The organism is Flavilitoribacter nigricans DSM 23189 = NBRC 102662 (assembly GCF_002646595.1).
GTDB lineage: Bacteria > Bacteroidota > Bacteroidia > Chitinophagales > Saprospiraceae > Flavilitoribacter > Flavilitoribacter nigricans.
Genome location: NZ_PDUD01000040.1, coordinates 47062 through 62249 on the forward strand (window position 1 = coordinate 47062; position 15188 = coordinate 62249).

General features: G+C 54.6%; 8 protein-coding genes. All 8 read left to right on the forward strand.

Annotation, left to right across the window (positions count from 1 at the left end):
* Positions 1 to 52: 52 nt before the first annotated feature.
* The 8 genes from CRP01_RS32045 to CRP01_RS32080 all read left to right on the forward strand — a co-directional run bounded on the left by CRP01_RS32045 (position 53) and on the right by CRP01_RS32080 (position 15052).
* Positions 53 to 2092, forward strand: a complete 2040-nt coding sequence (locus CRP01_RS32045; protein ID WP_099154167.1) for an aceric acid hydrolase — start codon at positions 53 to 55, stop codon at positions 2090 to 2092.
* 238 nt (positions 2093 to 2330) lie between these two features.
* A complete protein-coding gene (locus tag CRP01_RS32050; RefSeq protein ID WP_170110622.1) occupies positions 2331 to 5084 on the forward strand; it encodes a pectinesterase family protein in 2754 nt (917 codons plus the stop codon).
* 58 nt (positions 5085 to 5142) lie between these two features.
* Positions 5143 to 7983 carry a glycoside hydrolase family 2 TIM barrel-domain containing protein gene (locus CRP01_RS32055; protein ID WP_099154169.1) on the forward strand — a complete coding sequence of 947 codons (2841 nt, stop codon included), beginning with the start codon at positions 5143 to 5145 and terminating at the stop codon, positions 7981 to 7983.
* Positions 7984 to 8049: 66 nt separating this feature from the next.
* Positions 8050 to 10359 (forward strand): DUF5703 domain-containing protein, encoded by a 2310-nt coding sequence (locus tag CRP01_RS32060; RefSeq protein ID WP_099154170.1) that lies wholly within the window; start codon positions 8050 to 8052, stop codon positions 10357 to 10359.
* A gap of 9 nt (positions 10360 to 10368) precedes the next feature.
* Entirely contained in the window at positions 10369 to 11610 is a 1242-nt protein-coding gene (locus CRP01_RS32065) for a ribulose-bisphosphate carboxylase large subunit family protein (RefSeq protein WP_099154171.1), read from the forward strand.
* Positions 11611 to 11619: 9 nt separating this feature from the next.
* Entirely contained in the window at positions 11620 to 13011 is a 1392-nt protein-coding gene (locus CRP01_RS32070) for a four-carbon acid sugar kinase family protein (protein WP_099154172.1), read from the forward strand.
* A 10-nt stretch (positions 13012 to 13021) separates the two neighbouring features.
* On the forward strand, positions 13022 to 13684 hold the full coding sequence (locus CRP01_RS32075) for an aspartate/glutamate racemase family protein (RefSeq protein ID WP_099154218.1): 663 nt from the start codon (positions 13022 to 13024) through the stop codon (positions 13682 to 13684).
* 66 nt (positions 13685 to 13750) lie between these two features.
* Entirely contained in the window at positions 13751 to 15052 is a 1302-nt protein-coding gene (locus tag CRP01_RS32080) for a bile acid:sodium symporter family protein (RefSeq protein ID WP_099154173.1), read from the forward strand.
* The last annotated feature ends 136 nt before the right edge of the window (positions 15053 to 15188 follow it).

The window sequence follows — 15188 nt, forward strand, 5'->3', positions numbered from 1 at the left end:
CTGATCGGTTCGGCCGACCACAGTAACCCCTAACTGATTTAATTAAAACGATATGAAGCAGACAACTTATTCAGCCATTCTTATTTTGTTCTTTTGCTGCCTGCTCAGCCGTCCGGGAACGGCCCAGGATAGAGCCATTACCGTCACCAGCGCCAGCCCGTACGCTAAACTCAGTGGTGTGAACCTGGGCGACGTACACTGGACTGCAGGGTTTTGGGCGGACCGATTCGAGGTCTGCGAATCCTCGATGGTCCCCCATATGCTGGGGAATTATATGGACGAGGAGATCAGCCACGCCTACACCAATTTTGAGATCGCCGCTGGGCTCCGGGAGGGCACCCACAAGGGCCCTTCTTTCCACGACGGGGATTTTTACAAAATGCTGGAAGGGGCGATCATGATCCTTTCGGTTTCTAAGGACCCGCAGTTGGACCGGGAGATCGACCGGATCATTGAGGTCATTGGTAAGGGGCAACGGAAGGATGGCTACATCCACACCAAAGCCCTGATCAAAGCGATCAATGAGCCCGGTAAAAAACATGAGTTTATCGAACGGCTGGATTTTGAGACTTACAATATGGGCCATCTGATGACGGCCGCTTGTCTGCACCACCGAATTACCGGCAAGTCCAATCTGCTCGATATTGCCGAAAAAGCGACCGATTTTCTCTACAACTTTTACAAAAGAGCCTCGGCCGAACTGGCACGCAATGCCATCTGCCCGTCGCACTATATGGGCGTAGTGGAGATGTACCGTACCACCAAAGATCCGAAATACCTGGAACTGGCCGAGAACCTGATCGACATTCGCAGTCTGGTAGAGAACGGCACGGACCACAATCAGGACCGGATCCCTTTCAAACAACAGACCGAAGCGGTGGGGCACGCAGTCCGGGCCAATTACCTATACGCCGGTGTGGCCGATGTGTACGCCGAAACGGGCGACGACTCCCTGTTCCAGGCCCTGGACCTGATCTGGCAGGATCTGGTGCAGCGCAAAATGTACATTACCGGCGCCTGCGGCGCGTTGTACGACGGGGTTTCGCCCAACGGCACGACCTACAAGCAAAATACCATCCAGCAGGTCCACCAGGCCTACGGTCGCCCCTACGAGTTACCCAATCTCACCGCGCATAATGAATCCTGCGCCAACATCGGCAATCTGTTGTGGAACTGGCGGATGCTGCAGGTGACCGCCGATGCCAAATACGCCGACCTCATGGAACGTGTGATGTACAATAGCCTGCTCGCCGGGGTCAGCCTCGACGGCAAGGGTTATTTCTACACCAATCCGCTCTGTGTCAATACCGATGATCTGAGCAGTGACCTGCGCTGGTCCAAAGACCGGGAGGAGTATATCAGCTACTGCAATTGCTGTCCGCCGAATACCATACGCACCATCGCTCAGTTGCAGAATTATATTTACAATCTGGCGGATGACGGTCTTTACGTCAATCTCTACGGTTCCAATGATCTGAAAACCACTTTGGGGGACGGTCGGCGGATCGAACTGAGTCAGGATACCGACTATCCTTTCGGGGAAGACATCAACATCCGGATCCAGGAATTCCCGCGCGGGTACGGCCTCTATCTGCGCGTACCGGCCTGGGCCAAAGAAGCCGAGCTTTCGGTGAATGGCCAGGTGGTCGACAGTGGACTCCGGGGTGGCCAATACGTTGCACTCGAGAACGATCTAAAAAAAGGAGACCGCGTGCGACTACATCTGCCACTTCGGGCCAAACTGATCGAATCCAATCCGCTGGTAGAAGGCAACCGGAATCAGGTGGCTGTACAATACGGTCCGGTGGTATACTGTCTGGAAGGGAACGATCTGCCGGAAAACTGCAATTTATTCGATATCAGCATTCCCCGGAACATCGTGCTCCAACCGGTACAAAAGACCATCGGTTCGGCCAAACTGACCGCCCTGGAAGGTGAATTCCACTGGAATAAACGCTCCAACTGGAACAATACCCTTTACCGCGAGATCGATACCGAAAGTGCGGATAAAATAAAGCTACAGCTTATCCCTTATTTCGCCTGGGATAACCGCGGACTGGCCGAAATGTCCGTCTGGTTGCCTATCGACTGATGGAAGGAGCGGAGCAAGATATTGTCAATTTTCCCTTCATAGATCCACGGCCGGGTTCAACGAATGATCCCGGGCCGTTTCAGATTTTCGGAAAAGATGACAACTGGATCAATACTCTATTTTTTCGCAGACATTCAACCGATCATGTGAAATCATGCTACATCCAAGTGAATTACGGACATTCCCGCAGCATTCAATTCCTTTAGATTTACCATTTCACCAAATGATCCGATTCATCATGACCCTATTTGCAAGATTTAGTTTCCGGATTTTACTTTGCGGCCTGCTGCTCTGCTCCTGCTGGAATGGACCATTATTCGGGCAGGAATTTACTCCGGATATTATCGTTGCGCTGGACGGCACCGGCGATTACAGCAAGATCCAGGCGGCCATCGATGCCGTTCCCAATAACAGTGAAGTACCCACGATCATCTATATCAAACGGGGATTGTACGATACCGAAAAACTGATCGTTCCGGCCACCAAGACCAATGTAGTGCTGATCGGCGAAAGCCGGGAAGAGACCATCATCAGTTACCACCTGCACGACTGCAGCAGCGGTGGATACCAGGGTCGATGCCCGGCGGAGGATGCGCAATTGTGGTCGGGAGACAACATCCGAACCTCCGCTACCTTCACGGTGATGGGAGATGATTTCCGCGCGGAAAATCTTACTATCCAGAATACCGCCGGCCCCGTGGGCCAGGCCCAGGCCGTCACTATCCGTGCGGACCGGGTCGTTTTCCGCAATTGTAACCTGACCAGCTATCAGGACACCCTCTATTTTTGGAGCAGCGGACGGCGATCCTATTTCGAGAATTGTCTGATCCTCGGACGAACCGACTATATCTACGGCGGCGGCATTGCTTTTTTCCAGGCGTGTGAGATCCGGAGCTGGGGTGGCGGCTGGATCACGGCGCCCTCTACCCATCTGGAACAATTCTACGGTTTTGTTTTCAATGCATGTAAGCTCACCTACGCCCTGAACAGTCCACGCGCCGGCGACGACGGTGCCACGGTGGCCCTGGGACGCCCCTGGAACGATTACCCCAAAGTGGCCTGGCTGTACTGCGATATGACGGAAAAGATCGACCCGCTGGGCTGGCCCACCAAATGGAATATGGCCTATGCGGATACCAGTCCCGATCTGCATTTATACGAATACCAAAATACCGGAGCGGGAGCGGATATGAGCGGACGCGCCGATTGGGTAGGAATACGAGCCTTGACCGCGGAAGAAGCGGAAGCCTATACTCTACCAATGGTCGTTTCCGGCAACGACGGCTGGGACCCAACCGCCGAAGCTCCCGTTATACCGAATTTTTTCTGGGTCGGTGCGGATACCACCACTTCCTGGAAAGCGGCTGCCAATTGGGACCCGCAGGGCGTACCGGACACCGCGCAGGCGGCCTACGTGGAAGGACCGTATCTGGTCACTGCTGACGGCGGGCATTTTGCCGCAGACCTCCACCTGTCTCAGGGGGCAAGTCTCGAAATTATTGCGCCCAGTAAAGTCACTCTGTTAACGGTAGCTCAGGCTTCCCTTACCAGCGAAAAAGACCTCAGCCTGGAAGGACGGATCCGTACCAAAGACAGTCTATTTTTCCGCATCACGGATACCCTTAATCTGTACGCCGAACTTATTGGCGTTCATAGCGTGGATAAATCCGGGAACGGCAATCTGGTCCTCAACGAAAGCAGCCCGGATTTTACCGGTTACTGGAACATCATAAATGGCCAACTGACCGCTGCAACTACCAAAGCGCTGGGCAATGCCAGAGGGGTCCGGGTGGATAGTACGGGCACCTTGCGGGTGGAAGCCAGTGGCGCCTTTTTTCCCGAAACGCCGCTTTACGTACTGCCGGGTGGTCAGCTCCATCTGCTGGAAGATATTATAGTGAGCGAGTTCTACCTTGGGGATAGCTTACAGACTGTCGGAGAATATTCTGCCGAAACCCATCCCGAGATCATTAGCGGGCCGGGATTGGTCAAGGTGGGCCGGCCGGGATCTTTCACCTTTATCGGTGGTGCAAACGGCAATTGGGACGAACCGACACACTTCCAGCCGGCCCTGTTACCGGAAGCGGGTGAAACCGTAACCACCAAAATTGAAATGGAAACTACGCCCTTCATTTTTCCGGCGGATATAATTGTCCAGCAGGGCGGTCGTATCCGACTGCGGGGGGCGCACCGCGCTACCGGAACGATCTATCTTGAAGCCGGCACCAGTCTGGGATACGCGACCTCCGGAACGGGATTCTCTCTGGATGCGCCCCTGGAAGTTCTGGGCGATATCAGTCTCAATATGAACAGCCGGGCCGTTCCCGACCACAGCATGTACCTGGGAGGTCCTATCAGCGGCAATGCCCGGATCACGGCCTACAATCTACGGGCCGATACGGAAAACCGGGGAACGGTTATCCTGGCCGGAGACAACCGGGATTTCACCGGCACCTGGGACCTGAAACAGCCGCCCAGCAGTGGTGCCACATCCGTCATCGCTTTTGAGGGTGTCAGCGCCAACGCCTTTGGTCAGGGATTGATCGAAGTTAGTTTTAATAATCGGGTCGTACTCGCGCACGAGCAGTCGGCCGGTGAAACCTTGCGGGTCAACCTGATCCTGAACGGCAGAATACAACTGGACACCGTGGTACGGGTCGACCGGGCGATCATTAACGGTAGCGAACTTGCTGATGGGCTCTACAATGCCATCACTCAACCCGGCATGTTCGTGGGTAGCGGTACCTTATTGGTCGGCATCGAAACGGCTGTCCGGGAAGTTACAGACCACACCAAGATCTACGTCAGTAACCGGCATTTATATATCGAAGGGAAACCGGAAAGGGTATCGATCTACGACCTCAGCGGAAAGGTCCTCCTGCAAAACCGGGCTTCCAACCGCATATCACTGGAACATTTGGTACCTGGTCTTTATCTGGTCCACTACCGGTTCGACGGACAACAGGGGGTGCAAAAGGTACTTGTAAAATAAGTTCTCAGCAGATTGCGGCAGCATACCGGACGATCTGCTTTATCGAAAACACAGGAAAATGCAGCTTCACAAAATAGCTATTGTAATTACCGGTTTACTGCTGACAATTACCGGATTTGCCCAGGATGCGGTGGAAACCGAACGGATGTATCTGTCGGGCCATGGCCCAGAGGATGCCGTTAACTGGGAGTTTTTCTGCACCGCAGGTAGAAAGAGCGACGAATGGACCACCATTCCGGTACCTTCCTGTTGGGAGCAGGAAGGATTCGGCACCTACAATTACGGCGTCAACTTTTACGGGAAACCGACCGATCCGGGGATACCGACGGAGCAGGGTTTGTACAAATACGAATTTGAGGTGCCGGAATCCTGGCGGGGCCGGAGTCTGCGACTGGTTTTTGAAGGGGTTATGACCGACACCCGGGTACTGGTGAACGGCCAGAAGGCGGGAAGTCTGCACCAGGGCGGTTTTTATACCTTCGGGTTTGAGATTTCCAATCTGATCCGCTTCGGCGAGAAAAACCTGCTGGAAGTTACGGTCAGCAAAGAATCTGAAAATACCAGTGTCAACCTGGCCGAACGCCGTGCGGATTACTGGAACTTCGGCGGTATTTTCCGGCCAGTCTACCTGGAATCGCGTCCGGCCCAATACATCGATCGGGTCGCACTGGATGCCCGGGCCGATGGTCGTTTTCTGGCCGAGGTGTATACCGGCTTTGCGCTCGGAGCAAACCATAAAATTCGGAGCCGCATCCTGGACCCAGCCGGCAATCAGATCGGCGTGCCCCTGGAGCAGTCGATCCCGGCGGGCAGCGACAAAACGGTGCTGAGCACCCAGGTGCAAGGAGTCGACCTGTGGACGGCGGAAACCCCGAACTTGTACACTGTGGAGATAGAACTGTACGAAGGGGATAACCTCCTCCACCGTGTCGAGGACCTGGTTGGATTTCGAACTTTTGAGATCCGGGAGCAGGATGGTTTCTACCTGAATGGCCGGCGGATCCTGCTGAAAGGCGTCAATCGACATAGCTTCCGGCCAGAAACCGGACGGACACTCAGCAAAGCCCAGAATTACGAAGATGTGCGCCTGATCAAGGAAATGAACATGAATACCGTCCGCATGTCGCACTACCCTCCGAATCCGGAGTTCCTGGATGCCTGTGACGAGCTGGGTCTCTACGTCCTGGATGAACTCGGAGGCTGGCACGGCAAATACGATACCGGTGTGGGCATTAAACTGGTGAAGGAACTGGTCGTACGCGACGTCAATCACCCCAGTATCATTTTCTGGGACAACGGAAATGAAGGCGGATGGAATACCGATTTGGACGACGAATTCGGCAAATGGGATCCGCAGGGCCGCCCCGTTATTCACCCGCAACAGGATCTGAACGGGGTTGAGACCATGCATTATCGCTCCTACGGTGAAACCCAGGAATACCTGCGCGGAAAGGATATCTTCTTCCCCACTGAGATCCTGCACGGACTCTACGACGGCGGGCACGGCGGCGGCCTCCACGATTATTGGGAACTGATGCGCAACCATCCCCTGTGCGGCGGCGCTTTACTCTGGGTATATGCGGATGAGGGCGTCGTTCGGACGGACCAGGGCGGCCGCATCGACAATGACGGCAACCACGGGGCCGACGGTCTGCTGGGGCCGCATCTGGAAAAAGAAGGCAGTTTTTATACCGTCAAAGAGATCTGGTCGCCGGTAGTGGTGACCAATGAAAAGCTTGAACGAAATTTTGACGGTAATTTTTCCGTCGAGAACCGCTACGATTTTACCAATTTAAATGCCTGTACTTTTGCGTGGGAGGTACTCGATTTTTCGGCTAACGGGGTGCGGAACGTCCTCAAAAAAGGACAACAAGCAGGTCCGGATGTCGCGCCCCAGCAATCGGGAATACTGGAACTTCCACTTCCGGACCTTGCTGATGCAGACGCTATCCGGCTCACCGCGATCGGAAAAAACGGTGAATCCCTCTGGACCTGGTCCTGGAATCTGGCCGATCGGATCGAAATGGTCGAAAAGAAAAGTACTGAGTCCGTCAATATCGTAACCGAACCATCACAGACCATTGTGCAGCTCGGCAGTCAGGCCCTGCATTTCTCCAACAGCAGCGGGGAGCTGCTAAAAGTGAGTCAGGGAGAATCGGAGCTAAGCTTTGGTCAGGGCCCCCGTTTTGTAGCTTTCCGGCGGGGAGATCGCAGTCTGGATGGCTGGGTTGCGGAAAACCTGCCCAAAGGAGTCGACCGCATCTACAAAGACGTTTCGGAAACCTCCAAACTGATCGATTTTCAGGCCAAACTGGAGGGCGGCAAAGCGGTGATCACCGCCGAATATTTTGGCCCGCTTCGTAAAGTGCGCTGGGAGATCGCTTCCGGGAAGGAGATCCGGGTGGATTACGAATATGCCTACCAGGGAGTGGTCGAACTGATGGGCATCAAATTTGACTATCCGGAGGCAAAAGTACAATCAAAAAAATGGCTGGGCGAAGGCCCCTACCGGGTTTGGCAAAACCGTTTGCACGGCACCAGTCTGGATATCTGGGAAAACGACTACAATGATCCGATTCCCGGCGAGAGTTTTGTTTACCCGGAATTCAAGGGCTATTTCGGGAACTGGCACTGGATGGAACTGACGACCGCGGAAGGAAAGATCCGGATCGGGACCGAAAATTACGATAACTATCTGGGCGTCTATGCCCCGCGCGACGGCCGGGATGCCTTGCTGTACACATTCCCCAATTCAGGTATTTCGGTGCTGGATGTCATTCCCGCCGTCCGGAATAAGGTGAACACTACGGACCTGGTGGGACCTTCCTCCAAACCGCAGGATGTGTCCGGTAAGCAGCAGGGAACGCTGTATCTCAGTTTTGATCTGGAAAATGAGTGATCGTATGGATCACCATCATGATCAGATAGCATCTACTTACTCCCTGATGAGCAAAGCAATTTTCACATGAAAAACGTCCCGCTTATTATCCTGTTGCTGTTCTATATGACCAATGGATTTGGCCAGTTGACCGGACTGGACCAGTACCATATCGTATGGGATCAGCAAAGCCGGGACGCTTCGGAGTCAATGCCGTGCGGGGGTGGTGATATCGGGCTGAACGTTTGGGTAGAAAACGGGGAACTACTATTCTACATAGCGCGCAGCGGCACTTTTGATGAAAACAATGCGATGCCGAAACTGGGGCGGGTACGGGTGAAGTTATCTCCCAATCCACTGGAAGGCACCAACTTCCGGCAGGAACTCGATCTAACCGAGGGCAGTGTCAAGATCAGTGGCCAAAATGGTAATCGATCGGCGGACATCCTCCTTTGGGTTGATGTATTTGCTCCGGTAATCCATCTCGAGATCAGCAGCAACCTTCCGGTCAAAGCGGAAGCAACCTACGAGAACTGGCGTTTCCAGGATAAACTGCTACAAAAAAATGAAGGCTTCGGCACCTCCTACAAATGGGTACTGCCGGAAGGCTTGATGACCAAAAAAGACGAGATCGATTTTGTGGAGAATGCCGTGCTCTTTTACCACCACAACCAGGGAAAGACCGTTTTCGATCAAACCGTTCAGCAGCAACAACTGGAAGCCGTCAAAGATCAACTGTTTGATCCATTACACCAGCTCACCTTCGGAGGAGAAATGCGGGGTGACAATTTCGTCCCCGCCGGCACCCTGAACGGTACTTACCAGTCGACGCCCTACCGCGGCTGGAAACTGGAAAGCCGGTCGCCCGCAAAAAAACACCAACTGGAGATCCAACTCCATACCGGCCAGTACCCGAGCCCGGCGGATTGGGAAACCGCCCTTCGGCAATACACCGAAAGCCCGGAAACCAGTGCCCGCGAAAGAACACGGAAGTGGTGGGCCGATTTTTGGGAGCGCAGCTACATTTTCATCGAGGAAAACGAGATAGCTGAAAGTACCAAAGCATGGCAAATTGGACGCAACTACCAACTGTTCCGCTACATGCTGGGGTGCAATGCTTTTGGCCAGTATCCCACCAAATTCAACGGTGGATTATTTACCTACGATCCCGGATTTATTGATTCCACCCGGGCTTTTAGTCCCGATTTCCGCAACTGGGGCGGCGGTACTTTTACCGCCCAAAACCAGCGCCTGGTGTATTTCCCCCTCTTCCGATCGGGCGATTTTGACCTCCTGCGGCCCCAACTTGAATTTTACACCCGCATCCTCGGCAATGCCGAGCTACGCAGCCAGGTGTACTGGGGACACGACGGCGCCTGTTTTACGGAACAAATCGAAAATTTCGGTCTACCCAACTGCACGGAATACGGCTGGAAACGCCCGGCAGACTATGACGCCGGCCTGATGTACAATGCCTGGCTGGAATACCAGTGGGACACGGCCCTGGAATTCTGTCTGATGGCTTTAATGCTGCACGATTACCGGGCGGAAGATATCTCGGACTATATCCCACTCATCACCAGCTGCCTGACCTTTTTCGATGAACACTACCAGTACCTGGCTAAAAATAGAGGAAGAAAAACGCTGGATGAGCAGGGGCATCTGGTACTGTATCCCGGCTCTTCCTGTGAAACCTACAAGATGGCCTACAATGCCAGTTCCACCGTTGCGGGTCTGCAGGTCGTTACCGAAAAACTGCTGGCACTGCCGGATCATTACCTGCATGAAGAAGAGCGCCAAAAATGGCAGGATTTTCGCCAACGTATCCCGCCCTTGAGTTTTACCGAATTTGCGGGGCACCGGACGATCGCTCCGGCTAGATTGTGGGAACGCGTCAACAATACCGAAGCCCCGCAACTTTACCCGGTTTACCCCTGGGGGATCTACGGCATCGGGCGGCCCGATCTGGAAACGGCGGTTAACACCTACCGCTACGATCCGGATGTACTCCGGTTCAAGGATCATATCAGCTGGAAGCAGTACAATATTTTCGCGGCCAGACTGGGTTTGACCGAGGAGGCACAGCAACTGAGTGTGCTGAAATTGCAGGATTCCGGTCGGCGCTTCCCCGCTTTCTGGGGGCCCGGTTTCGACTGGGTACCCGATCACAACTGGGGTGGATCGGGCATGATCGGTCTGCAGGAAATGCTGGTGCAAAGCCACGGGGACAAGATCTACCTGTTCCCCGCCTGGCCCGCGGAGTGGGACGTTCGATTCAAACTGCATGCTCCCCAAGATACCCGGATCGAAGCCGAATTACGGAATGGGCAGGTAAATATCATTCGGGTGGAACCACCGGCCCGGGCGAAGGATATCGAAGTATTGATTAATCGTTAAATTCGAATCATGGAACGAATAGCGGCCTATTACCTCATCGAGACCCCCTACCCCGTGGAAGACGCAGCAGCGGTCCTCGCCGGCGAGCAATCCAGCGGAACCTTTGTCGCGGTACCCGGTGAAACCGCCGAACTCAAGACCCGTTTTGCCGCCCGGGTGGAACAAATCGAACTGCTGGAAGAAGTATCCGAACCGGCATTACCCGGCGATACGCCCGCTAATACTACTTTCAAGCGGGCCAGGGTGAAAGTTTCCTGGCCGTTGGACAATGTGGGCTACAATATCCCGGCGCTGATCTCGACCATTCAGGGCAATCTGTATGAGCTGCGCCAATTTACCGGCCTGAAACTCGATGATATTGAACTACCGGCAACCTTCACCGATCGTTTCCGCGGACCAGCGTTCGGATTGGAGGGCACTATGCAACTGGCCGGCGTAACGGCCGGACGCCCGATGATCGGCACCATCATCAAACCGAGTGTCGGACTTACGCCCGAATACACGGCCCAACTGGTAAAAACACTTGCCGAAGCCGGCATCGATTTTGTCAAAGACGATGAATTGATGACCTCTACGGCCAATTCCCCGTTTGCCGCCCGGGTGGAAAAGATCATGCGGGTCATCAATAATTTTGCCGATCGCACGGGAAAGCGGGTGATGTATGCCTTCAATATTACCGGCGATCTGGAAACGATGGAAGCCAATTACGATACGGTGGTAAAAGCCGGAGGCACCTGCGCCATGGTAAGTATCAATAGCGTCGGCTGGTCCGGAGTAAAACGCTTGTGCGACCGGGGCGCACTGTCCATCCACGGACACCGGAACGGCTGGGGCATGCTCAACCGTCACCCCTTACTGGGTATCAATTTCCCGGCTTATAACAAGATCTGGCGACTCGCCGGTGTAGACCAGATGCACGTAAACGGCATCAAGAATAAATTCTGGGAATCGGATGATTCTGTGGTGCGTTCCATCCGATCCTGCCACACGCCTTTCATCGGCAATGAGTCGGTACTGCCAGTGGTATCTTCGGGGCAATGGGGCGGCCAGGCATTCGAGACCTACAAACGTACCAAGACTACTGACCTGTTGTACATGGCCGGTGGGGGTATCATAGCGCACCCGCTCGGCCCGGAAGGGGGCGTTCGGGCGCTGCGTCAGGCCTGGGAAAGCGCGGTGGCCGGTTTGACACTGGAAGAAGCCGCCGCCAAACACCTTGAATTTGGAAGGTCGGTAGAAAAATTCGGCTAACGATCACAAATGGAAGCAGACAACAACATAAAACTGGCCTTTTACGGCGATGATTTCACGGGCTCTACGGACGCCCTGGAATTCCTGAGTCGGGCGGGAGCCCGCACCGTGCTGTTCCTGGACAATCCGTCCCGGGATCAGATCCGGCGCTTTGGGGATCCGGAAGCCATCGGCGTGGCCGGCATGACGCGGACGATGGAACCCGCAGCCATGGCCGAAACGCTCCGGGAGGCATTTGCCAGTCTGCAGTCTCTTCGTCCAACCCACGTTCATTATAAAGTTTGTTCCACGTTTGATTCTTCCCCCGAAACGGGTAATATCGGCACGGCCATCGAAACGGGCCTCGAGGTTTTTCGCAATCCCTTTACGCCAGTTTTGGTAGCCGCGCCCCACCTCGGTCGTTACGCGGCATTCGGCAATCTGTTCGCCCGCATGGGGATCGGTAGCCGGGGAGCCATTCACCGGCTCGACCGGCATCCTTCCATGCGGGCGCACCCGGTCACCCCGGCGACGGAAAGTGATCTGCGTTTGCATCTGGCCCGGCAAACCGGCCTGCCTATCGGCCTGGTCGACCTGACCGACCTGGAAGCCGGGCCGAACGCCCTGATCGACAAACTGAACGGGGAAATTGCAGCCGGGAAAAAGATCATTTTTTTTGACGCCATGTACGATCGGCAAATGATCCACATCGGCGAGGTTTTCGATCAGTTGGCCCGCGAGCTGCATCCCCTTTTTTCCGTGGGATCATCCGGAATAGAGAAAGCCCTCGGTGATCTTTGGAAGGCGGAAGGACAACTCCAGGAAAGAAACCAGTGGGAAAGTCTGCAAAAAGTGGAGCCCATGCTGGTACTTTCGGGAAGTGTATCTCCCATCACGGCCGATCAGATCGAATGGGCCCTGCAGCGGGGATTTGCGGAGGTCGCAGTCGAGCTTGCGGCCCTGGAAGCCGCCGATCCGGAACCATTCATTGCCCATTACCGCGATCAGATACTGGATCAGTTGCGGCGGAATAAAAGTGTGATCCTGCATACCGCCAAGGGTCCGGATGATCCGCGGATCGCGCAGATCAGGGATTTTCTTGCTCGCCAGGATTGGAACGAAACCCAAAAAAGAGCTTATACCGCCCTCAGATTCGGGCAGTTGCTGGGCCGTTCGGCCCGGGCGGCGCTGGCACAATCACCGGTCGATCGCCTGGTCATTGCCGGTGGTGACACTTCGAGTTTTGTAGCAAGGGAACTGGGAATTGAGGCGGTAGAAATGATTGCTCCGGCCTTTCCCGGGGCTCCCGTCTGCCGGGCCTACGCCACTGGTTCACCGGTAGACGGTATCGAGGTGAATATCAAAGGTGGCCAGGTAGGTGATGCGACCTATTTTGAAACCTTAAAAAATGGAAAAATATAAATCTGAAACTATGGCAAAAACATTAGGACTAATCCATACCTCAGCCACCCTGGTGCCGGTATTCCAGGCACTGACGGACAAATATCTGGCCGATAAGGATCTCAAGATCTTCAATATTTCGGACGACAGTCTGATCAAAAACACCATCGAGCGCGGGGCACTCACGCCGGACACTTCCCGTCGGGTAGTCGACTACGTTACCTCGGCGGAAGAAGCCGGCGCTGATTACATCCTGGTGACCTGTTCCTCGATCGGGCCGGCGGTAGAAACGGCGGCTACACTGACTAAGATACCCGTGCTGCGCGTCGACCAGCCCATGGCGGATAAAGCGGTGCAGATGGGCACCCGGATTGGGGTGGTTGCCACTCTTCCTACTACCCTGGAGCCAACTAGTGATTTAGTACGCCGTCGGGCAGTTCATGCGGGAAAAGAGATCAAGTTGACTTCCCGGCTGTGTGCCGGTGCCTTCGATGCCCTGATGGGAGGTCAGCCCGAGGTGCACGACCGGATGGTAGCCAATGCCCTAAAGGAACTGGCCCAGCAGGTAGACGTCATTCTGCTGGCCCAGGCATCGATGGCCCGGGTGGTTGGTCAGCTTGCGGAAGCCGACAAAAAGGTGCCCATCATCACCAGTCCGGAATTGGCGATCCAGCATCTGGCGGAAATTCTGTAGGGATTCGGACCCCGTTCTCCGATCAAAAATTCATTTGTTCTTTTGCCAGATCCAAACCCTTAGGTCATGATAACGATCCGAAAGATCGCCCTGCGGGCCGGGCTTGCCGCCCTCGCTCTGTTATTAATTGCACTACTCTTTCAGTTGGAAAGCTGGCAGGCTCCTCTGGCGGTTGGAAGCGCCATCACGCTGGCCTTCGGTTTGGGTGCGGTGCCGTCTCTAAAAAATTACCAGTACACCGCCTGGATCATCGTAGCCATCGTTTGCGGCATGCTCTATCCCGCTGCTTTTTTATCCTGGGGGGACCTTGACCTCAGAAATCCCTGGTTGATCCTCATCGTAGTTCAACTAGTGATGTTTGGCATGGGTACCCAGATGAGCTTCCGGGATTTCACCAATATCCGCAGCATGGGCAAAGGGGTGCTGGTCGGTATTCTTTGCCAGTTCTCCATTATGCCCGTCGTCGGATTTACGCTGACCCGGATCTTTCATTTTGACCCGGAAATTGCGGCGGGCATCGTCCTCATCGGGTCCTGCTCCAGTGGTCTGGCTTCCAATGTGATGGTTTATCTGGCCGGGGCTAACCTGACCTTATCGGTTACCCTGACCGCCGTAGCTACCCTGCTGGCACCGATCATGACACCCCTGCTCATGAAGATCCTGGCTGGCACTTATGTAGAAGTCCACTTTCTGGATATGTGTATTCAGATCATCAAGATCGTGATCGTTCCGATCGGAGCGGCCATGTTATACGACCTGTTCAAATCGGGGCCGGAACGCTGGATCCGCATTGTAAACATCATCTTCATCATCGCCGTGATCTGGCTAACGGCACTGACGCTCGGTCTGTGGGATCGCCTGGCCTCCAGCCTTTCCGTGGGCATGCTCACCGCCATAGAACTGATCAGCTTTTTGGGTGGCGCCGTTATTGCGGGCAAACTCTATTACTTGGCTACCACCTATTCCGATAAGGTGCGGGGTTTTATGCCCATGTTGTCCATGTTCGGGATCGTATATTTTACCCTGGTGACTACCGCCGCCAGCCGGGAAAATATCCTGACCGTCGGTTTGTTAATGCTGCTGGTTTCCATTCTACACAACTCCCTCGGTTACACCTTTGGCTATTGGATCAGCCGGGCCCTGGGACTGGACCGGGATTCCTGTCAGACGGTGGCACTGGAAGTTGGCCTACAAAACGGCGGCATGGCTTCCGGTCTGGCGGGAGTGATGGGCAAACTGGCTACGCTGGGCCTCGCGGCCGCCGTCTTCAGTCCCTGGATGAATATTTCCGGATCGATCCTGGGTAATTACTGGCGTCGTCAGCGGGAAAAACGGGCATTAAATGTGGAAGATGCGGAAAGTAGTTGAATACACGATCCCGCGATTCGGGATCATTGATCCGGAAGGGACGTTCACTAACAATCACGGATAGCATTTCAATTCCTACTGCCAGAATATCCCTTTCTGGCGTTCGCGCAATAACTTGTATTATGCCAATCAGGGG